The following is a 22,680-nucleotide window of genomic DNA, read 5'->3' on the forward strand; positions in this document are numbered from 1 at the left end:
TTCGCCCGGGCGAGTCGGTTTCGTCGGCCCGGGCTGTCGAAGAAATTCGACGTGTGTGATTGCTGGACGTGTGAGGTGGACAACACGGATGGATACAACCCGTAGATCAGTCCGTGGGAGCAGACGCCGCCGGTCCGGCAGCCCCTTCTTCGGTCAACTGCTCACCGCGGCAGTCGAATCCGCCGGCGATGCCGTCGCCATCAGCTTCAATCCCACCGGAAACCCTTCCGACCAGCGTGAACTCACCTACCGCGAGCTCGACGGGGAGTCCTCGCGGGTGGCGCGCGAACTCATCGCCCTGGGTATCGGCCCAGGTGACGTGGTGGCCATGGGCATCGCGCGCTCGGTGGAATCGGTGCTGGCCATGTGGGCCATCGTGAAGACCGGCGCCACCTATCTGCCGGTGGACCCGACCTATCCGGGCGACCGGATCGAGCACATGCTCACCGACTCCGGTGCGAAATTCGGTGTCACCCTGGCGACCCACCGGGCCGGGCTGGGGACCGCCGCCTACTGGATCGAACTCGACGATCCCACCCGGGCCGAGCGCATCGCGGCCCGGCCCGCGCACCCGATCTCCTACGCCGACCGCACCCGGCCGCTGACCGAGCAGCACCTGGCCTACGTCATCTACACCTCGGGCTCGACCGGCAAGCCCAAGGGTGTCGCCATCACCCACTCCGGGCTGGCCGGACTGGCCGCCCGCCGGGAAAGCCGTGCGGTGACCGAGGATTCCCGCATCACCCAGCTCACCACCCCGAGCTTCGACTTCTCCATCGTCGAGATGCTGTACGCCTTCACCGCTGGCGCCACCCTGGTCGTGGTGCCGCCGGACGTGTTCGGCGGCCACGAGCTGTCCGAGTTGCTCCGCCGCGAACGGATCACCCACATCTGCATCACGCCGGCTGTGCTGGAATCGCTGGATCCGGCTGTCCCGCAGGACCTGCGCGCCATCATGTGCGGCGGCGAGCGGGTGCCGCCCGCGCTGGTGGACCGCTGGATCACCCCCGACCGCGACTTCCATATCGAATACGGCCCGACCGAGGTCACCGCGCTGTCCACCGGTACCGCGGCGCTGCCGCCCGGCGGCGGCACGCACATCGGCACCCTGCTGCCCGGCATCGGCGCGTACGTGCTGGACGCGGGCCTGCGGCCGGTGCCGCCCGGCGTGGTCGGCGAACTCTATCTGGCCGGACCGGCACTGGCCGCGGGCTATCTGAACCGGCCCGGGCTGACCGCGGAACGCTTCGTCGCCGGACCCTACGGCGAACCCGGGCAGCGGCTGTATCGGACCGGCGACCTGGTCAAACGCCTGGAGAACGGGAACTTCGAACACCACGGCCGCACCGACTTCCAGGTCAAGATCCGCGGTCTGCGCATCGAACTCGGCGAGATCGACAGCGCCCTCACCGCGCACCCCGGCGTGGACTTCGCGGTCACCCTGGGCACCACCCTGCCCACCGGCGCCGCCGCCCTGGTCACCTATGTGCTGCCCAGCCCCGGAACCGCTCTGGACACCGCGGAATTGGCGGCCTTCGCGGGAGAATCCCTGCCCGCGTACATGGTTCCCGCCGCCATCATGGTGCTCGACGAGATCCCGCTGACCCCGGTCGGCAAGGTCGACCGCGAGCGGCTGCCGGAACCGGTCTTCACCACCCGGGCCTTCCGCGCCCCCGCCACCGCCGCCGAAGCCGCTGTCGCGGAGGTCTTCTCCGGCCTGCTCACGCCGCCCGGCGCCGAGCCGCTGCGCGTCGGCTCCGACGACGACTTCTTCGAGCTGGGCGGCAACTCGCTGCTGGCCACCCAGGCCGTGGCCCGCATCGGTACCGCGCTGGGCCTGCGGGTTCCGGTGCGCGTGCTGTTCGAGGCGTCCAGCGTCGCCGACCTGGCCGCGTTGCTGGCCGGGGAGGCGACCGGGAACACCGCCCCCGCACTGGTATCCGGGCCGCGGCCCGATCGCGTGCCGCTGTCCTACGCGCAGCAGCGCATGTGGTTCCTCAATCGGTTCGCACCCGACAGCGCGGTCGACAATGTGCCGCTCGCGGTGCGGCTCTCGGGCGAACTCGACCTCGAGGCCATGCGCGCCGCCGTCCGGGACCTGGTCGAGCGGCACGAGGTGCTGCGCACCGTCTACCCGGAGGTGGACGGCGAGGGCTATCAGCAGGTGCTGCCGCTCACCGATCCCCGTGCGATACCGGACCTGCCGGTCGAGGACATCGATGCCGCGGAGCTGACCACCCGGGTGATGGCACTCGGCGGGACGGGCTTCGACGTCACCGCCACCCCGCCCATCCGGTTGCGGGTGCTGCGCCTCGGACCCGGCGAGCAGGTGCTGGTCGGCGTGGTGCACCACATCGCCGCCGACGGCTTCTCCATGGGCCCGCTCACCCGGGACCTGGTGACCGCGTACGTATCCCGCAGTTCCGGGGCCGCGCCGCACTGGGCTCCGCTGCCGGTGCAGTACGCCGACTACACCCTGTGGCAGCGCACGGCACTCGGCGCCGAGGACGACGAGAACTCCACGCTGGCACGGCAGATCGCCTTCTGGCGCGCGGCACTGGCCGAACTACCCGACGAACTGGTGCTGCCGTCGGATCGCCCGCGCCCGCCGGTCGCCTCGTATCGCGGCGGCACCTACCGCTTCGAACTCGCCGACGACGTGTACGCCGCCGTGCGCCGGCTGGCCCGCGGCCACAACGGCACCACCTTCATGGTCGTGCACACGGCACTCGCGGTCCTGCTGGCTCGGCTGTCCGGCACCCGGGACATCGCCATGGGCACGCCGGTGGCCGGGCGCGGCGAGGCCGAATTGGACGACCTCATCGGCATGTTCGTCAATACCCTCGTGCTGCGCACCGACGTCGATCCCGCCGCCGGGTTCGCCGACCTGCTGGACCTGGTGCGCGACACCGACGTGCGCGCCTTCGGCCACGCGGACGTGCCCTTCGAACGACTGGTGGACCTGCTCGACCCGGCCCGCTCGCAGGCGCGCAATCCGCTGTTCCAGGTGATGCTCTCGTTCCAGAATCTGGCGCCCGCCGAATTCCGGCTACCCGGGCTCACCGTCTCCGGCACCGACCTCGAGGTGCCCTTCGCCAAGTTCGACCTGCAGCTGACCGTGCAGGAGACGGTGGACGAGCGCGGCGACGGCACCGGGATGGCGGCCGAATTCTCCTATGCGCTGGACCTTTTCGACGAGCCGACCATCGCGTCGTTCGCCCGCCGCTTCGCCCGCGTGCTGGAACTGGTCGCGGCCGACCCGGGTGCACCCGTCGGGGATCTCGACCTGCTCGTGCCCGAGGAACGCCAACGCGTCCTGACCGACTGGAACGCCACCGGCTTCGACGTCACCGCCGCGGCCGGCTTGCCGAACGATGTCGTGCCAACCCTGATCTCGATGTTCGAGGCGCAGGTCGCCGACACTCCGGATGCCGTGGCACTGGTCTGCGCGGACGAGCGCCTCACCTATCGGGAACTGGCCGACCGCGCCCGCCGGCTGGCCCGCGAACTCATCGACGGTTACGGGGTCGGGCCGGAAACCTCGGTGGCCCTGGCCATCCGGCGCTCCACCGAGCTGGTGGTGGCCATGTACGCGGTCCTCATGACCGGCGCCGCCTACCTGCCGTTGGACCCCGACCAGCCGCTCGACCGCAACGAGCACATTCTCGGCACCGCCGGGCCGCGCCTGGTGCTGACCACCCGGCGGGACGGCTTCGACAGCGGGAGCGGCACTCCCGCCCGCTTCGTCGAGGAGGCCGAGGAGCGGGCGCGGACCCGGTGGACGAGCACACCGATCTCGGACGCCGAACGGACCCGTCCGCTGCGGCCGGGGCACCCGGCCTATGTCCTGTTCACCTCGGGCTCGACCGGTCGGCCCAAGGGCGTGGCCGTCGGTCACGCCGCCATTGTCAATCGGCTGGTCTGGATGCAGGCGCAGTACTGCCTGACCTACGCGGATGTGGTGCTGCAGAAGACTCCCGCCACCTTCGACGTCTCGGTGTGGGAGTTCTTCTGGCCCTTGCAGACCGGCGCGCGCCTGGTGCTCGCCACCCCGGACGGGCACCGCGATCCGGTGTACCTGGCCCAGGCGATCGCCGAACATGGTGTCACCACGGTGCATTTCGTGCCGTCGATGCTCGCGGTCTTCCTTGCGGCACTGGGTGAGAGCGACCCGGTGGTTCGCGGCGCGTCTCGTTCTGGACCGAGCGGAGCGGGGGAGCGAAGCGGAGGAGCGGAGGGAGGGAAGAACGAGACCCTCAGCGCCGCGAACCCGCCCGGAGCGGAGCGGAGGGCAATCAAACTCCGTCAGGTGTTCGCCTCCGGCGAGGCGCTACCCGCGCCGACGGCGCAGCGACTACGGGAGCTGACCCGTGCGCGGCTGCACAACCTCTACGGTCCGACCGAGGCCGCGGTCGACGTCACCTATCACGAGGTGACCGATGCCGACACCGTGTCGGTGCCGATCGGCCGGCCGGTCTTCAATACCGCACTGTACGTGCTGGATTCGCGGCTGCGACCGGTCGCCCCCGGCGTCCCGGGCGAGCTGTATCTGGCCGGTGACCAGCTGGCCATCGGCTATGTGGCCCGCCCGGACCTGACCGCCGACCGGTTCGTCGCCGACCCGTTCGGTCACGGGGCGCGCATGTACCGCACCGGCGACCTCGTGAAGTGGCGTGCCGACGGCGAACTGGAATACCTGGGCCGCACCGACTTCCAGGTGAAACTGCGCGGCCTGCGCATCGAACTGGGCGAGATCGAGGCGGCCCTGCTGGCCCAGCCCGGCGTGGCCCAGTCGGTCGTGGTGGTGCGCGCCGACGCGCAGGGCGGCGAGCAGCTGGTCGGCTACGTGGCCCGCGACCCCGCCGCGGAGGTCGATCCTACCCTGGTGAAAGCCGCTCTGACGCAGCTGCTTCCGGCCTACATGGTGCCCTCCTCGATCGCGGTCATGGACGCCTTCCCGCTCAATGCCTCCGGCAAGCTGGACCGCCGGGCGCTGCCCGCCCCGGTGTTCGAGCCCCGGCGTTTCCGCGCGCCGTCGACCCCGATCGAAGAGATCGTGGCGGGCGTCTTCATGGATCTGCTCGGCGCGGACCGGGTCGGCGCGGACGACGACTTCTTCGAGCTGGGCGGCAACTCGCTGATCGCCACCCGGGCGGTCTCGCGGATCAACGAAGCGCTGGAAGCCACCGTCTCGGTGCGCGAACTCTTCGAGACCGCAACGGTTTCCGGTCTGGCCGCCCGGATCGTGCCGGGCGCCGCGACCGGTGCGCGTCCGCCGCTGGTGGCGGGGGAGCGGCCGGCGCGGGTGCCGTTGTCGCTGGCGCAGCAGCGCATGTGGGTGCTCAATCAGCTGGACCCGGAATCCCCGGCCTACAACATCCCGATGGTCATCCGCCTCACCGGCACCCTCGACGTGCCCGCGCTGGCACGGGCCGCGGAGGACGTCCTGACCCGCCACGAGGTACTGCGCACCCGCTACCCGGAATCGGGCCCCGGCGGCGCTCCCTATCAGGAGGTGCTCTCGGTCGCGGAGGCGCTGGCGGGTGGTCTCGAGACGGAGCGCGCCCGCGACATCGGCGCGCGGGTACAGGAGCTCATCTACGCCGGATTCGATGTCGCGCACCAGGTTCCGGTGCGCATGCGACTGCTCACCGGGGACGCGCCCGACGACTACCTGCTGATCCTGGTCGCCCATCACATCGCCGCCGACGGCGCCTCCTTCGCGCCGCTGGCCCGCGATCTCATGATCGCCTACATGGCGCGCGCCGTGGGCGAGACGCCCGGCTGGGCGCCGCTGCCCGTGCAGTACGCCGACTTCGCGCTGTGGCAGCACGCGGTGATCGGCTCGGACACCGACGAGAACTCCGTCGCCGCGGCGCAGGTGGACTACTGGCGCGGACAGCTCGCCGGTCTGCCCGCGCGGCCGCTGCTGCCGCTGGACCGGCCCCGCCCGCCGGCGCCGTCCATGGCGGGCGCGCTGGTCGACTACGTGGTGCCCGCCGAGATCCACGCCGAGCTGAATCGCATTGCACGCCGCCACAATGCGTCACTGTTCATGGTGATGCACGCGGCCGTCGCGGTCCTGCTGGCGCGGCAGTCGGGCAGCCCGGACATCGTCGTCGGCACCCCGATCGCGGGGCGCGGGGAGCAGGTGCTCGACGGCCTGGTCGGCATGTTCGTCAATACCCTCACTCTGCGCAGCATGGTCGATCCCGCCGCCTCCTTCGACGATCTGGTGGCCGCCGCCCGCGAAACCGATCTGTCGGCCTTCGCCCACGCGGACGTGCCGTTCGAGCGCGTGGTGGAGGCGGTCGCGCCCAGCCGCGGCCAGGCCGATCCGCTGCTGCAGGTGGTGCTGGCGTTGCAGCACAACGAGGTGGCCGAGCTCGAGCTCCCGGGCTTGTCGGTCTCCGGGGTGGACGCGGCGCTCGAGGCCGCCAAGTTCGACCTGCAGATCGGCGTCGAGGCCGGGCCGCTCGCCGCGGACGGCACCCCCGGCGACCTCGCCGTCGTCTTCTCCTATGCCACCGAGCTTTTCGACGAGTCCACCATCGAGGCCCTGGGCGCGCGCCTGGTACGCATCCTGGCAGCGGTGGCCGCCGATCCGCACATACCGGTGGGCGACATCGACCTGCTGAGCCCGGCCGAGCGCGCCCGCGCCCGGGCGCTGCCCACGCCCGCCCCGGCGGTGACCACCACCGCGCACGGCACGGCGCTGCCGCAGTCGCTGTCCGCCGCGGTCGAGGACGACCCCGACGGTCCGGCCCTGGTCCGGGGTGAGGAGACGGTGTCCTACCGGGACCTCGACGCCCGCTCCTCGCGACTGGCCCGCTTCCTGATCGGGCGCGGCTGCGGGCCCGGCACCGGCGTCGCCGTGCGGCTGGACCGGGGAGCCGACCTGGCCGTGGCCACCTGGGCCGTGCTCAAGACCGGTGCGGCGGTGGTGCCGCTGGCCGGTCTGGACCGGCTGCCGCCCAGCGGACTGGATGTGAAGGTGGGCCTGACCGCCGGGAAACCGGTCGCCGTGCCGGGCATCGACTGGCTCGCCCTGGACGATCCGGGGGTGGCCGCCGAGGTCGCCACCGAATCGGCGCGGCCGGTCACCTACGCGCACCGCATTCGCGCACTGCGCGGCGATGACACCGCCTTCGCGGCGCCGGGCCGGGCGTCGCTGAGCTATGACGAAGTCGCGGCCATGGTGGATCGGGTGCGGGCCGAGTCCGAGCTCACCTTCGAATCACGCACCTACTGGTCCGGTTTGGCGGATCACCCCCTCGCGCTCATCGAGCCGGTCGCCGCCGGCGGCATCGGGGCGTCAATGGTCCTGGCGGAGGCCGGAGCCGATCTCACCGAGACCCTCGCCGACGAATGGGTCACCCACCTGTTCGCCGACCGGGCCCGGCTCGACGGGCCGGACCCCGCGGAACTGGACGATCTCACCGCCCTCGTGGTGGACGGGCTGCCCGTCCCCGCGCGGTGGTCGGGTCTGACCGTCGTCGCCGTCCCGGGGGCCGCCACCGCCCGATGAGCACCTGGTGAGCGGCCCGGAGTGGCCCTCCCGCCCGCAGGACTGAATACTCCTTTGGGGAAGCGCGCGTGACCGGTCCCTCCGCGGGGGGCCGACAGCCCTGCCACCAGCAGGGTCGAGTAACGCGGCCTGCGTGAACCCGATGAACAATGTCGGTGCACGCGGCGGTATGGGCAATGACGGACAGGATGAGGACAGGCTGCATGATTCGGGTGGTCGGGGACCGGAAGATCGAGCTCGTGGCGGTGGCGGCATGACCCGCACGGCTCGCGTACGTCCCACCCGGACCCGCCGTGGACCCCACATTCCGACATTGCCGCAGCTGCTGGCGACCGCGGTCGAGGCCAATCCGGGCGGCCTCGCCGTCACGGTCGCCGACGCCGACCGCAGCCTGGCCGCGCTGAGCTACGCCGAACTCGACGAGCGTTCGAATCGGCTGGCGCGCCTGCTCATCACCCGCGGCATCGGCCCGGAGGATCTGGTCGCGGTCGGTATCCGCCGCTCGCTGGAGTCGGTGGTGGCGGTGTGGGCGGTCGCCAAGACCGGCGCGGGCTTCGTCCCCGTGGACCCCAACTATCCGGCCGACCGCGTGCGGCACATGATCTCGGACTCGCGGGCGGTGCTCGGCCTGACCGTGGCCGACACCCGCTCGGGCCTGCCGACCACGCTGCCCTGGCTGGAACTGGACACCGAGGAGATCGCGGCCGCCGCCCAGGGCTATCCGGCCGAACCGGTCACCAATGCCGACCGCGCGCGCCCGCTGCGGGCCGAGCATCCGGCCTACGCCATCTACACCTCGGGGTCGACGGGCCTGCCCAAGGGCGTGGTGGTCACCCACACCGGTCTGGCCGCGCTGACCGCGGAGATGCGCGAACGCTTCGGCATCGGGCCGGAGTCGCGGGTGCTCCAGGTCGCCACCCCGTCCTTCGACGCCTCGATCATGGAACTGCTGATGGCCATCGGCGCGGCCGCGACCATGGTGGTCGCGGTGCCCGAGGTGTACGGCGGTGACGAACTGGGCCGCCTGATCGCCCGGGAGCGGGTCACCCACGGCCTGATCACGCCGTCGGTGCTGGCCTCGCTGGATCCGGATCAGCTCACCACCATGGAAGCCATCGTCGGTGGCGGCGAGGCCATTTCGGCCGAGCTGGTGCGCCGCTGGTCCGGCGACGCGTCCGGTCGCCGCCGCTTCCACAATGCCTACGGCCCGACCGAGGCGACCATCGCGACCAATATCTCCGATCCGCTGTCCCCGGACCGGCCGGTGACCATCGGCGCCCCCATTCGCGGCGCCGGCGCGTACGTGCTGGACGAATGGCTGCGGCCGGTGCCGGTCGGCACCCCGGGCGAGCTGTACATCGCCGGTGTGCTGCTGGCGCGCGGATATCACGCCCGGCCCGAACTGACCGCGGCCCGCTTCGTCGCGAACCCGTTCGACGGGGGCGCGGGCGCCCGGCTCTACCGCACCGGTGACCTGGTGCGCGCCAATGCCGCCGGTGAGCTGGAGTATGTGGGCCGCAACGACTTCCAGGTGAAGATCCGCGGCCTGCGCATCGAGCTGGGCGAGATCGACGCGGTGCTCGCCGGGCACGAGTCGGTCGACTTCGCGGTCACCGTCGGTCACGAGGTGAACGGCCGCGCCACTGCGCTGGTCTCGTATGTGCATGCGGCCCCGGGCTTCCCGGTGGACACCGCGGTGCTGTCGGAGCTGGCCGAGCGGACGCTGCCCGCGCACATGGTGCCGGCCGCCATCATCGTCCTCGACACCATCCCGTTGACGCCCGCGGGCAAGCTGGACCGCCGCGCGCTGCCCGAGCCGGAGCTCGAGGTCACCGAGTACCGGGCCCCGGAGACGGCGGCGCAGCAGGCGGTGGCCGAGGTCATCGCCGAGGTGCTGCGCCTGGACCGGGTCGGCCTCGACGACGACTTCTTCAGCCTCGGCGTGGATTCCATCACCGCCATCCAGATCGTGTCCCGGGCCCGGGCCCGGGGTCTGGGCTTCAAGCCCAAGGAGATGTTCGCCGCCCGCACCGTGGCCGCGCTGGCCGAGCTCGCGGTGCCGGTCGACACCGCCGCCGCCACCGAGGAACTCGCCACCGGACCGCTGGTCGAGCTGAGCGCCGACGACGAGGCGCGGCTGCGCGAGCGCTACCCGAACCTGTCGGAGGTGTGGCCGCTCACCCCGCTGCAGACCGGCATGCTGTTCCACGCGCGGCTGGCCGAATCCTCCGTCGACGCCTACATGGTCCAGTTCGCCCTCGACCTGGCCGGTGAGATCGACGTGGCGCGCGTGCACGCCGCCGCCCGCGCCATGCTGGACCGGCACGTGAACCTGCGGGTGGTCTTCGCCGAGGACAGCGCGGGCAATCCGCTGCAGGTCGTCCTCGACGAGGTCGAACTGCCCTGGCAGTACCTGGATCTCAGTGACCGGGTGCCCGCCGAGGCGCTGGCCGAGACCGACCGCCTGATGGCCTTCGACGTGGCCCGCCACTTCGACATGGGCACCGGGCCGCTGCTGCGCGTGGCGCTGTACCGCACGGCGGCCGACCGCTACCGGGTGTGCGTCACCAGCCACCACATCCTCATCGACGGCTGGTCCATGCCGCTGCTCATCCAGGACATGCTGCTGCTGTACGCGGCCGGCGGCGACGCGGCGCAGATCCCGGCGGTGCGGTCCTACCGTGACTACCTGGCCTGGCTGGCCGCGCGCGATCACGCCGCGGCGCGGGAGGCGTGGCGCGAGACCCTCGACGGGTTCACCGAGCCGACGCCGCTCGCGGCCGTCGATCCCTCGCGCGAGATCACCTCGGGCATCGGCGAAGTCGCCTTCCAGCTGTCCGAGGACGACACCGCCGCGCTCACCAGGGTGGCGCACGAGGCGGGCGTCACCCTCAATACCGTCGTGCAGGCCGCGTGGGGTCTGCTCATCGGCCGCAGCACCGACCGCGACGATGTCGTCTTCGGCGCCACCGTGTCCGGCCGTCCGCCGCAGCTGGCGGGCATCGAGACCATGATCGGCCTGTTCCTCAACGCCATCCCGGTGCGGGTGCGGCTGACCCCGGGCAGCACGCTCACCGAGGTGCTGCGGGCGCTGCAGGACGAACAGGCCGCGCTGCTCGACCACCACTATGTCGGGCTGGGCGAGATCCAGGAGATCGCCGCCGTCGACGGGCTTTTCGACTCCATCGTGGTGTTCGCCTCCTTCCCGGTGGACGAGGAGTCCCTCGACGACGCCGCCGCGCCCATCGACGGCGCGGGCATTCTCGGCGCGTCCGCGGTGAACGGCACCCACTACCCGCTCACCGTCATGGTGCAGCCGCGCGGCAAGGGCCTCGGCTTCGGCGTGAAGTACCTGCGCGACCTCTTCGAGGAGGACGCGGCCCAGGCCATCGCGGACCGGCTTTCGGCGCTGCTGTCCCGCATCGCCGCCGACCCGCGGGCGCGGGTGGCCGCGGTGGACGCGCTGCTCGACGGCGAGCGCCGCGAGCTGGCGGCCGTCAATGCCACCGAAGTGCCCGAGCTGCTGGACGATTCGACGCTGCTCACCCTGTTCGACGCCCAGGTGGCGCGGACCCCGGACGCCCCGGCCGTGATCTTCGGCCGCACCACCCTGACCTACGCCGAGCTGGACGCCCGCTCCCGCCGGCTGGCGCAGGAGCTCACTCTGCGCGGCGTCGGCGCGGAATCCCGGGTGGCCGTGGCCATGCGGCGCGGCATCGATCTGGTGGTCGCCGTCTACGCGGTGCTGCGCTCCGGCGGCGCGTACGTGCCGGTGGATCCCGATCACCCGGCCGAGCGCAACGAGTACGTCCTCGCGGGTTCCGCGCCGGTGTGCGTGCTCACCCGCGCGGCCGACGACTTCGAAACCGCCTCCGGCGTACCGCTCTTCTTCGTGGACGCGCTCGCGGGCGCGGACCCGTTCGTGGAGGTCGCCCCCGCGGGCGTGCGCCCGGACAATGCCGCCTACGTCATCTACACCTCCGGCTCCACCGGCCGCCCCAAGGGCGTGGTCATCACGCACCGGCAGATGGCCAACCAGTTCCGCTGGGCCCAGCGCACCTACCCGCACCGCGCGGGCGACGTGGTGCTGCACAAGACGCCCATCACCTTCGACATCTCCACCTGGGAGCTGTTCTGGCCGTTGCAGACCGGCGCGGCCGTGGTGGTGGCCGAACCGGACGGGCACCGCGACCCGGCCTACATCGCGCGCACGATCGACGAATACGCCGTCACCTCCGTGCATTTCGTGCCGTCCATGCTCGACACCTACCTCGACGGCGCGGCCCGGCGGCACCCCTCGCTGCGCTGGGTGTTCGCCGCCGGTGAGGCCCTCACGGCGGAGAGCGCCACGAAATTCGCTGCCGCGCTGCCGGATACCGAGCTGGTGAACTGGTACGGCCCGGCCGAGGCCACCGTGGTCACCGCGCACCCGGCCGAGCGCACCCACGGCGTCGCCGTGCCGATCGGCAGCCCTGTCGCCAATACCCGGGTGCTGGTGCTGGATCGGCAGCTGCGGCCGGTGCCCTTCGGCGCGGCCGGTGAACTCTATGTCGCCGGCGTGCAATTGGCGCGCGGCTACCTCGGCGCGCCCGCGCTCACCGCCGAACGCTTCGTCGCCCACGAGGACGGGCAGCGGCTCTACCGCACCGGTGACGTGGTCCGCTGGATCCACGACGGCGCCTCGCATGCGCTGGAGTACCTGGGCCGCAGCGACTTCCAGGTCAAGCTGCGCGGCCAGCGCATCGAGTTGGGTGAGATCGAGACCGTGCTGCTCGGCCACCCGGCCGTGCACCGGGCCGCGGTCTCGCTGGTGCGCGGCGCGAGCGGCGACCGCCTCGTCGCGTACGTGGTGCTCGAGGACCGCGCGCAGGTCACCGACGCCGAACTGCTCTCGCACACCCGCGAATCCGTGCCGTCCTACATGGTGCCCTCCGCCGTGGTGCGGCTGGACGCCATGCCGCTCAACGCCTCCGGCAAGCTGGACCGCAAGGCGCTGCCGGTGCCGCAGTTCCAGGCCCGCGAATACCGCGAGCCCGCCACCGCCGCCGAGCGCACGGTGGCCGAGGTGTTCGCGACCGTGCTGCACCTGGACCGGGTGGGCGCGGACGACGACTTCTTCGAGCTGGGCGGCAACTCGCTGAACGCCACTCGGGTGGTGGCGCGGCTGGGCGCCGCGGTCGGCACCCGGGTGCCGGTCCGTGCCCTGTTCGAGGCGCCCACCGTCGCGGAACTCGCGAATTCGCTGGGCGCACTGGACGATTCGGCCGTCGCGCCGCTGCGGCCGATGCCGCGGCCGGAGCTGGTGCCGCTGTCCTACGCGCAGCAGCGCATGTGGTTCCTCAACCGCCTCGACACCGACGCCGCCACCTACAACCTGCCCATCGCGCTGCGCGTCACCGGCCCGCTCGACGTGCCCGCGCTGCGCGACGCCGTGGCCGACCTGGTCGCCCGGCACGAGGTGCTGCGCACCTACTATCCCGAGCACGAGGGCGTCGGCCACCAGGTGATCCTGGACATCCACGAGCCCGACGCCATGCCGTCGCTGCCGGTCGTCCCGGTCACCGAAGCCGAGGTGGCGCAGGTGGTCTCGGAGGCCGCCTTCGCGCCCTTCGACGTGACCACCGCCCCGCCGCTGCGGCTGCGGCTGCTGCGCCTGGACGCCGAGGATCACGTGCTGGTCTGCGTGGTCCACCACATCGCCGGCGACGGCTTCTCCGGCGGCCCGCTCACCCGCGACCTGATGACCGCCTACTTCGGCCGCATGCAGGGGCAGGAACCGTCCTGGACCCCGCTGCCGGTGCAGTACGCCGACTACGCGCTGTGGCAGCGCGAAAGCCTCGGCGACGAACACGATTCCGGCTCGCTGCTGGCCCGCCAGTTCGACTACTGGCGCTCGGCCCTGACCGGACTGCCCGATCAGCTGGAGCTGCCCACCGACCGGCCCCGGCCGGTGGTGGCCTCCGGGCGCGGCGCGGTGCACGCCTTCGATATCGACCCGCACGTGCACGGTGCCCTGAACCGGGTTGCGCAGCAGCACAATACGACGCTGTTCATGGTGCTGCACGCCGCCTTCGCGGTGCTGCTGGCGCGGGTGTCCGGCACCCGCGACATCGCCATCGGCGCGCCCATCGCGGGCCGCGGCGAGGCCGAGCTGGACAACCTGATCGGCATGTTCGTCAACACCCTGGTGCTGCGCACCGAGGTCGACCCCAACGCCAGCTTCGCCGAACTGCTCGCCGCCGTGCGGCAGACCGACCTGGCCGCCTTCGAGCACGCCGACGCGCCGTTCGAACGCATTGTGGAGCTGCTGGATCCGCCGCGCTCGCAGGCCCGGCACCCGCTGTTCCAGGTGTCGCTGACCGTGCAGAACATGACCCCGGCCGTGTTCGAACTGCCCGGCGTCACCGTCTCCGACGTCGACCTGACCGTGCCGGTCGCCAAGTTCGACCTGGACCTGACACTGGTCGAGCGGACCACCGCCGACGGTGTGGCACAGGGCATTTCGGCCGCGTTCACCTACGCCACCGACCTGTTCGATCCGGAATCCCTGGATCGGCTGGCCGAGCGGCTGCGCCGCACCCTGGTCGCGGCGGCCACTCACCCGGAGCGGGCCGTCGGCGACTTCGACCTGCTGGCCGTGGACGAACGGCAGCGGGTGCTGTCGGACTGGAACGCCACCGCCGTCGACGTCGCGGCCGGGCTGCCCCGCGCGGCCACCGCGACCCTGGTGTCGCTGTTCGAGACCCAGGCACTGCGCACCCCGGACGCCATCGCCCTGGTCCATGACGGCGAGCAGCTCACCTACGCCGAGTTCTCGGCCCGCGTCCACCGCCTGGCCCGGCGCCTCATCGCCGAGGGCGTCGGACCGGAATCGCTGGTGGCCCTGCACATCCGGCGCTCGCTGGACTTCGTGACCGCCGTCTACGCCGTGCTGGCCGCGGGCGGCGCCTACGTGCCGCTGGACCCGGACCAGCCCGCCGAGCGCATCGCGCACGTGCTCGACACCGCCGAACCGGTGTGCGTGCTCACCACCTCCCGTGACGCCTTCGACGCGGGCGCGCACCCGGTGCTCGAGGTCGATACCGCCATCCTCGCGGGCTACGCCGACCATCCGGTCATCGACGTGGAACGCCGCGCGCCGCTGCGCGCGGAGAACACCGCGTACGTCATCTTCACCTCCGGCTCCACCGGCCGCCCCAAGGGCGTGGCCGTGCCGCACGCCGCCGCCGTGAACCAGATCCGCTGGATCACCGCCGAATACGCGCTCGACGGCGACGACATCGTGCTGTTCAAGACCCCGGCCACCTTCGACGTGTCGGTGTGGGAACTGTTCGGCCCCTTGGCCACCGGCGGCCGCATGGTCGTCGCCACGCCCGACGGGCACCGCGACCCGCTGTACCTGGCCGATGTCATCGCCGCCGAACGGGTCACCCTCACCTCGTTCGTGCCGTCCATGCTGCGCGCCTTCTCGGCGGCCGCCGATCCCGCGCTGCTGACGTCGCTGCGGGCACTGCTGGTGGCCGGTGAGGCGTTCACCTCCGACGCGGTCGACGCCTTCCGCGCGATCAGCCCGGCGGAGCTGCACAACCTGTACGGCCCCACCGAATTCACCGTGCACGCCACCTACGCGCCGGTCGCCGGCGACGTCTCCGGCGCCGTGCCGATCGGCGGCCCGGTCTGGAACGCCCGTGCCTACGTGCTGGACTCGCGCCTGCACCCGGTCGCCCCCGGCCTGGTGGGTGAGCTCTACCTGGCGGGCGCGCAGCTGGCCCGCGGTTACGTCGGCCGCGCCGACCTGACCGCCGATCGCTTCGTGGCCAGCCCCTTCCGCCGCGGCGAGCGCCTGTACCGCACCGGCGACCTGGTCCGGTGGAACACCGACGGCAACCTGGTCTACCTGGGCCGCACCGACTTCCAGGTGAAGCTGCGCGGCCTGCGCATCGAGCTCGGCGAGATCGAGGCCGCCCTCACCTCGCACGCCTCCGTGGACCAGGCCGTCGTCGTCATGCGTTCCGACTCGGACCTCGGCGACCAGCTCGTAGCCTACGTCGTCCCCGAGAGGTCGAACACACAGGTTCGCGGCGCGTCTCGATTCTGGACTGACGGAGCGGGGGAGCGAAGCGGAGGAGCGGAGGAGGGAAGAATCGAGACCTCCAGCGCCGCGAACCCGCCGGAGCGCAGCGGAGGCAAATTAAACACAGCGCTGAAGGCGCACCTGGCCGCCCGGCTGCCGTCCTACATGGTGCCCGCCGCCCTGGTGGTGCTGGACGCCATGCCGGTCAACGCCAACGGCAAGCTGGACCGGAAGGCGCTGCCCGCACCGGAATTCGAGGCCCGCGAGTTCCGCGCCCCGGTCTCCCCGGTCGAGCAGACCGTCGCCACCGTCTTCGCCGAGACCCTCGGCCTCGGCCACCCGGTCGGCCGCGACGACGACTTCTTCGCCCTCGGCGGCAACTCCCTGGTCGCCACCCAGGTGGTGGCCCGCCTCGGCGCGGCCCTCGACACCCGCGCCCCGGTCCGCATCCTCTTCGACGCGCCCTCGGTGGCGGCGCTGGCCGCCGCCCTCGAATCGGCCACCGGCACCGGCCGCCGCGCCCTGGTGGCCGGTCCGCGCCCGGAGCACATTCCGCTGTCCCCGGCGCAGCAGCGCATGTGGTTCCTCAACCGCTTCGACACCGAGTCCGCCGCCTACAACATCCCGGCCGCGGTCCGGCTCACCGGCGCCCTGGATGTGGCTGCGCTGCGTGCGGCTGTCGCGGATGTGGTTGCGCGCCATGAGATCCTGCGCACCATCTACCCCGAGACCGACAACGGCCCCGTGCAGGTGGTGCTTCCGGTCGCGCAGGCGACGCCCGTTCTCGAGGTTCGCGCCGTCGCCTCCGGCGAGGTTCCGGGCGCGGTGCTCGCGGTGGCCTCGCACCTGTTCGACGTCACCACCGAGGTGCCGCTGCGCATCGCGCTGTTCGAGATCACCGACGCCCCGGGCGAATACGTGCTGGCCCTGGTGATCCACCACATCTCCGGCGACGGCTCGTCGGTGACCCCGCTGACCCGGGACCTCATGGTGGCCTACGCCGCCCGGTCCATGGATCTGGAACCGGCCTGGCAGCCGCTGCCGGTGCAGTACGCCGACTACGCCATCTGGCAGCGCGAACTGCTGGGCGACGAGCACGATCCGCAGTCGGTGGCCGCCGCCCAGATCGGCTACTGGCAGCAGGCGCTGGCCGGACTGCCCGACCAGCTCGACCTGCCCTCGGACCGGCCGCGCCCGGCCGTGCAGTCCTTCCACGGCGGCAAGGTCGAGCTCGATATCGACGCCGCCGCTCACCGCGCGCTGGTGGAGCTGGCGCGCGCCGAGGGCGCGACGCTGTTCATGGTCGTGCACACTGCGCTGGCCGTGCTGCTGGCCCGGCTCTCGGGCACCGACGACATCGCCATCGGCACCCCGATCGCGGGCCGCGGCGAGGAGGCGCTCGACGACCTGATCGGCATGTTCGTCAACACCCTGGTCTTCCGCACCCGGGTGGACGCGGGCGCGAGCTTCACCGAACTGCTGGCGCGGCAGCGCGAAACCGACCTCGCCGCCTTCGCGCACGCCGACGTCCCGTTCGAGCGCCTGGTGGAGGTGCTCAACCCGGTGCGCTCCACCGCCCGGCACCCGCTGTTCCAGGTGGGCCTGTCCTTCCAGAACCACAGTCAGGCCGGTCTGGAACTGCCGGAGCTGACCGTCGCGGGCCTCGACATCGACACCGAGCTGTCGCAGTTCGACCTGCACCTGATCGCCGCCGACCGCTACAGCGAAACCGGTGAGCCCGCAGGCATTCTCGGCCACTTCACCTACGCGACCGCCCTGTTCGATCAGGCCACCGTCGCAGGGTTCGCCGAGCGCTTCGTGCGGCTGCTGACCAGCGTGGTCGCCGAACCGGCCACCCCCGTGGGCGAGGTGGAGCTGCTCGCCACCGCGGAACGGGCCCGAATCCTGCAGGGCTGGAACGACACCCGGCACGAGGTCGACACCCGCGCCACGCTGGCGTCCCTGCTCGACCGGACCGTGAGCGCCCACGCCGGGCGGACCGCCCTGGTCGCCGACGGCGAAGGCGAGCTGACCTACGCCGAACTCGCGCAGCGGGTCAACCGCCTGGCGCGCCACCTGATCTCGCTGGGCGTCGGCCCCGAGTCCCGGGTGGCGCTGGCCCTGCGGCGCTCGACCGATCTGGTGGTGGCCATGTACGCGGTCACCGCGGCGGGCGGCGCGTACGTGCCCGTCGATCCTGATCAGCCCGCCGAGCGCACCGGCCACATCCTGGAATCGGCCGCGCCGGTGTGCGTCCTCACCACGAGCGCGACCGGCTTCGTGACCGGTCTCGCACCGATGGTCCGCATGGACGAGCTGGCGACGGATTCGGTTCCGGCCGGGCCGATCACCGACGCCGAGCGGGTCGCGCCACTGCGGCCGGCGAACACCGCCTACGTCATCTTCACGTCGGGATCGACCGGCCGCCCCAAGGGCGTGGCCGTGCCGCATGCGGCGATCGTCAACCAGTTGCAGTGGAAGACAGCGGAATTCGATCTCGGTGTCGACGACGCGGTACTGCTGAAGACGGCGTCCACCTTCGACCTGTCGGTGTGGGAATTCTGGTCCGCCGCCGTCTCGGGCGGCCGCCTGGTCATCGCCGAGCCCGACGGCCACCGCGACCCCGTGTACCTGAACGCGCTCATGACCCGCACGGCCGTGACCGTGCTGCACACGGTGCCGTCCATGCTGGACGCGCTGCTGGCCGAATCGAATTCGGCCGTCGGACTGGGCGCGCTGCGGCGGGTGCTGGCCATCGGCGAGGCGCTGCCCGCGACGCTCGCGCAGCGGTTCCGCGCCGCCTTCCCGGCGGTGGGCCTGTACAACCTGTACGGCCCGACCGAGGCCGCGGTGTCCATCACCAACCACGAGGTCACCGCCGCCGACCGCGTCTCGGTGCCGATCGGCGCACCGGAATGGAACAGCCGCGTCTACGTGCTCGACGCCCGGCTGCGGCCGGTGCCCGCCGGGGTGCCGGGCGAGTTGTACCTCGCCGGTGCGCAATTGGCGCGCGGCTACTTCGGGCGTCCGGATCTGACCGCGGATCGCTTCGTGGCCGACCCGTTCGCGACCGGTGAGCGCATGTACCGCACCGGTGACCTGGTCGCATGGAATTCGACCGGCGAGCTGGAGTATCGGGGCCGCACCGACTTCCAGGTGAAGATCCGTGGTTTCCGTATCGAGCTCGGCGAGATCGAGGCGGCGCTGCTGGCGCTGCCGGAGATCGCCCAGACCGCGGTGCTCGCCAAGACCGACGCCAAGACCGGCGACCGGCTGGTGGCCTACCTGGTCCCGTCCGGCTCGGATATCGAGGTGCCGCAGGTGAAGTCGGCCCTGTCGGCGGCGCTGCCGTCGTACATGGTCCCGGCCGCCTTCGTGGTCCTCGACGCCCTGCCGTTGAACGTGAACGGCAAGCTGGACCGCGCCGCGCTGCCCGACCCCGAATTCGAGGCGGCCGTCTTCCGTGCCCCGGCCACCGCCCTGGAACAGACCGTGGCGGAGGTCTTCGCCGACGTGCTCGGCCTGGAGCGGGTCGGTGCGGACGACGACTTCTTCACCCTCGGCGGCAACTCGCTGCTGGCCACCCAGGTGGCGAGCCGCCTGCGCACGCTGACCGGCGCCGAGGTCCGGGTGGCGTGGTTCTTCACCGCGCCGACCGTGGCCGGACTCGCCGCGCAGATCCTGGCCGCGCTCGAGGGCGAACACGACTTCGACTCGAATTCCGAAGCCGGACTTCAGGTCGTGCTGCCGATTCGCGCCACGGGCACCCGGACGCCGATCTTCTGTGCCCCGCCCATGTCCGGAATGTCGTGGTGCTACGCCGGTCTGGCGCGCTTCCTCCCCGAGGACCAGCCGCTGCTCGGCCTGCAGTCGCCCGCCCTCACCGAGGCCGACTACGACCCGGCCGACCTGGCCGACGTGGCCCGCCGCTACGCCGCCGAAATGCGCGCCATCCAGCCGGAGGGCCCCTACCGGGTGCTCGGCTACTCGCTCGGCGGCATCCTGGCCTACGCCATCGCCACCGAGCTGCAGGCCGCCGGACAGCAGGTCGACCTGGTCGCCATCCTGGACTCCTACCCGGAGTCGAAGTCCGACTTCCGGACCTCGATCCTGGACGAGTTCGCCACCATCGGCGTCGGCCCCGAGGCCTTCCCCGACGGTGACCTGCTGAACCTGAGCGAGGAGGCGCTCACCGCGCTGCACGGCGCGGTGCCGCCGGACCTCGGCGTCCTCACCCTGGACCGCCTGCGCCGCATCTATCGCGGCGCGGTGCGCAGCCTCGAGCTCGAATCGCAGTACCGGCCGCGGCATTTCGACGGCCGCGTCGAGCTGTTCCGGGCCGAGTTCCTGAGCGCCGGTGTCCCGCAGGCGAAGTCGTCCGCCGACTGGCGGCCCTACGTCAGCGGGGCCGTGGGCGAGCACCCGGTGCCCGGCACCCACCAGATGATGACCACCGCGGAAGCCCTCGCCGTGATCGGCCCGGTGCTGGCCGGCCTCATCGAGCGCGCCGACACCGAACCGGCCGGCGATACCGCCGCTGCCGCCGAGCCGGTGGGCACCCTGCCCGAGCTCATGGCCGCCGCCGTCGAGGCGAATCCGGACGGCGCGGCGGTGATCATCCGCGGTCGTGCTTTCACCTACGCCCAGCTCGACGCCGAATCCTCGCGTCTGGCACGGGTTCTCATCGATCAGGGCGCGCGCCCGGGCACCCGGGTGGCCGTCGCGCTGCCCCGCTCGGTGGCGCTCATCCTCGCGGTGTGGGCGGTCGCCAAAACCGGTGCGACCGTGCTGCCGGTGGATCCGGCCACCGGCGACACGGGTGCGATCGACAACCGGACCACGCACGGCCTGACCCTCAGCGCCGCGACGGCCGCGCTGCCTCCGCTGGCCGCCGGCGGGGAGTGGCTCGTGGTCGACGATCCGCGCGTGGGCGCGGACGTCGAATCCCGTTCGCCCGCACCGGTCGCCGACTCGGACCGCCGCGCACCCGTCGCGCCCGGCGACGCGGCCTGGGTCGATCGTGCGGCCGACGGCTCCGGCGAGGTGGTGCTCGCCCAGGCGGACCTGCACGCGATCGCCACCCGGACGCTGTCCTTCGGCCTGCACGGCGAGGCGCGGGCGATCTATCTCGCGGCGGCCGGGTCGAGCCTGTCGCCGCTGGAACCGCTGCTGCCGCTCGGCGCCGCCGCCGCCCTGGTGGTCGCGCAGCACCGGGCCTACGAGCCGGGCGAACTCACCGAACTGCTCACCCGCGAGGCGGTGACCCACCTGGTCCTCGCCGAACCCGTGCGGGACGCCCTGTCCCCGGCGGTCCCCGCGGACGTGCGGATCATTGCCGCCGAGAACCTGCGCGCCCGGCCCGTGGCCGGCACCCGTGACGACGCCGTGTCCGCTACCGGCGAGCCGGCGTCCGCCACAGACGAATCCGCTTCCGCCGCAGGGCAGTCCGAGGAGCTCGAGGTCGACTGGGCCACCACCGCGGTGCTGCCGGTGATCAGGCCCGAGGATCTCGAGCGGTCGGTGAAGCTGCGCGATCCGGAACAGGCCGCCGAACCCGAATCGGTCCGGGAGTCCGGGCCGGATCCCGATATCGCGTTCCGGCCGGTTGCCGAGCCCGAGCCGGTGAGCCCGGCCGCCGCCGTCACATCGGAGAACGACGTGGCGGCCGCACCCGGGGAGACCGCACCGGCCGCGCCGCCGCGCGTGGCCGTCAAGAACCCGGTCATGGGGCCGAGACTCAGTGCGGTGGGCGAGGTTTCGCCACTGCCCGCGGGCGCCATGGGCCTGCTCGAGGTGGAACCGTCCGGCGTCTGGGTCCGGGCCATCACCCTCGATATCGCCGCCGGCATCTCCGGCACCCGGGTACGCCGCTCGGTCGCCGGACTGCTGGACCGGCATCCGGGCCTGTGGGCGCGACTGCGCCGCAACGGCGACGCGGTGGCGCTCGACATTCCGGCCGCCCCGCCGCGCGGCGCCGCGGTGGTCTGGCAGATCGACCCCAACCTGGAGGCCGTCGGTGACCCCATCGAGGCCGTGATCCACGCCGCCGCCGCCGAATTGGACCCCGAGAAGGGGTACAACATGCGCTTCGTACTGGTGGAGAACGTGGCGACCAACCCGGCGGAGGACCCGCAGGACCGGCCCGCCGCCGTGCTCGTCGTGGTCGCCAATGGCCTGGTCGTGGACGACGCCTCCTGGCGCACCGTCATCGAGGACCTCACCGCCTCCTGGTCCGGCGGCCACGCCACCCCGCACAGCGCGGACGCCCATCCGCTCGGCATCGCCCGCGCGCTGGCCGAACGCGCCGTGGACGCCGACACCATCGACGAATTGGACTGGTGGCGCGGCCAGCTCGCCGAGGTCGCGGAGGGCGTGTCGCCGGAGCTGGTGCTCGGCGACGCCGATTCCGGCGCCCGCGGCCGGGTCTCGGTGTCCATCACCGGCGAGGGCGCGGCGGCCGTCGACGGCGTGGCGCGCCGCTACGGCGCCAGCATCGACGATGTGCTGCTGGCCGCCCTGGCCGCCACCCTGCTCGACCCGGGCGCCGAAACCCTGCGCGACACACTGGGTTCGGTGGTGCGGCTGATCGCCGACGGCCGCGCCTCCGGCGATCCGGCCGCACTGCGGACGGTCGGCGCGTTCAGCACCACCTACCCGTTCCCGCTGCGCTTGGACGGCGTCGACCTCGCCGAGGTGCGGGCCGGCGGCCCGACCGCGGGCGCGGTGATCGAGCAGATCCGCGACCGGGCCCGCGAAGTACCCTCGCAGGGAGTCGGTTTCGGGCTGCTGCGGCACCTGAACCCGGAGACGGTGGCGGAGATCGCCGTACTCCCGGTGGGCCGCATCGGCTTCCGCTACCGTGACCTGCGCCCGGCCCGGGTCTACCCGGAACCGGTCGCCGACGACCTGTACCTGGACGTCACCGTCGACACCAGTCAGGACGGCCTGATCGCCCGCTTCGATTTCGTGGGCACGGTGCTCGGCCTGGACCAGGTCAAGCAACTGGTGGAGGGCTGGGTGCAGGCGCTGGGTGGACTCGCCGAGCACGGGCGCTGACGCCCGCGATGTGACCGACCCG

1 protein-coding gene and 1 pseudogene are annotated in these 22,680 nt (G+C 72.3%); both read left to right on the forward strand.

All coding sequences use genetic code 11. The features are described 5' to 3' along the window. Window positions 1-88: 88 nt before the first annotated feature. Complete coding sequence (locus tag ACFXHE_RS09310) at window positions 89-7,528, forward strand: amino acid adenylation domain-containing protein (protein WP_379381481.1); 7,440 nt, start codon at window positions 89-91, stop codon at window positions 7,526-7,528. A gap of 253 nt (window positions 7,529-7,781) precedes the next feature. Continuing rightward, window positions 7,782-22,658 (forward strand): annotated as a pseudogene (locus ACFXHE_RS09315) (amino acid adenylation domain-containing protein); the annotation flags it as partial. Between the last annotated feature and the right edge of the window lie 22 nt (window positions 22,659-22,680).

Source organism: Nocardia sp. NPDC059229 (assembly GCF_042754165.1).
In the GTDB taxonomy this organism is placed as follows: Bacteria; Actinomycetota; Actinomycetes; order Mycobacteriales; family Mycobacteriaceae; genus Nocardia.

Bases quoted from the DNA above. Each gene is read 5' to 3' on its own strand.
- ACFXHE_RS09310 (WP_379381481.1), top strand. From the start codon at position 89: ATGGATACAACCCGTAGATCAGTCCGTGGGAGCAGACGCCGCCGGTCC.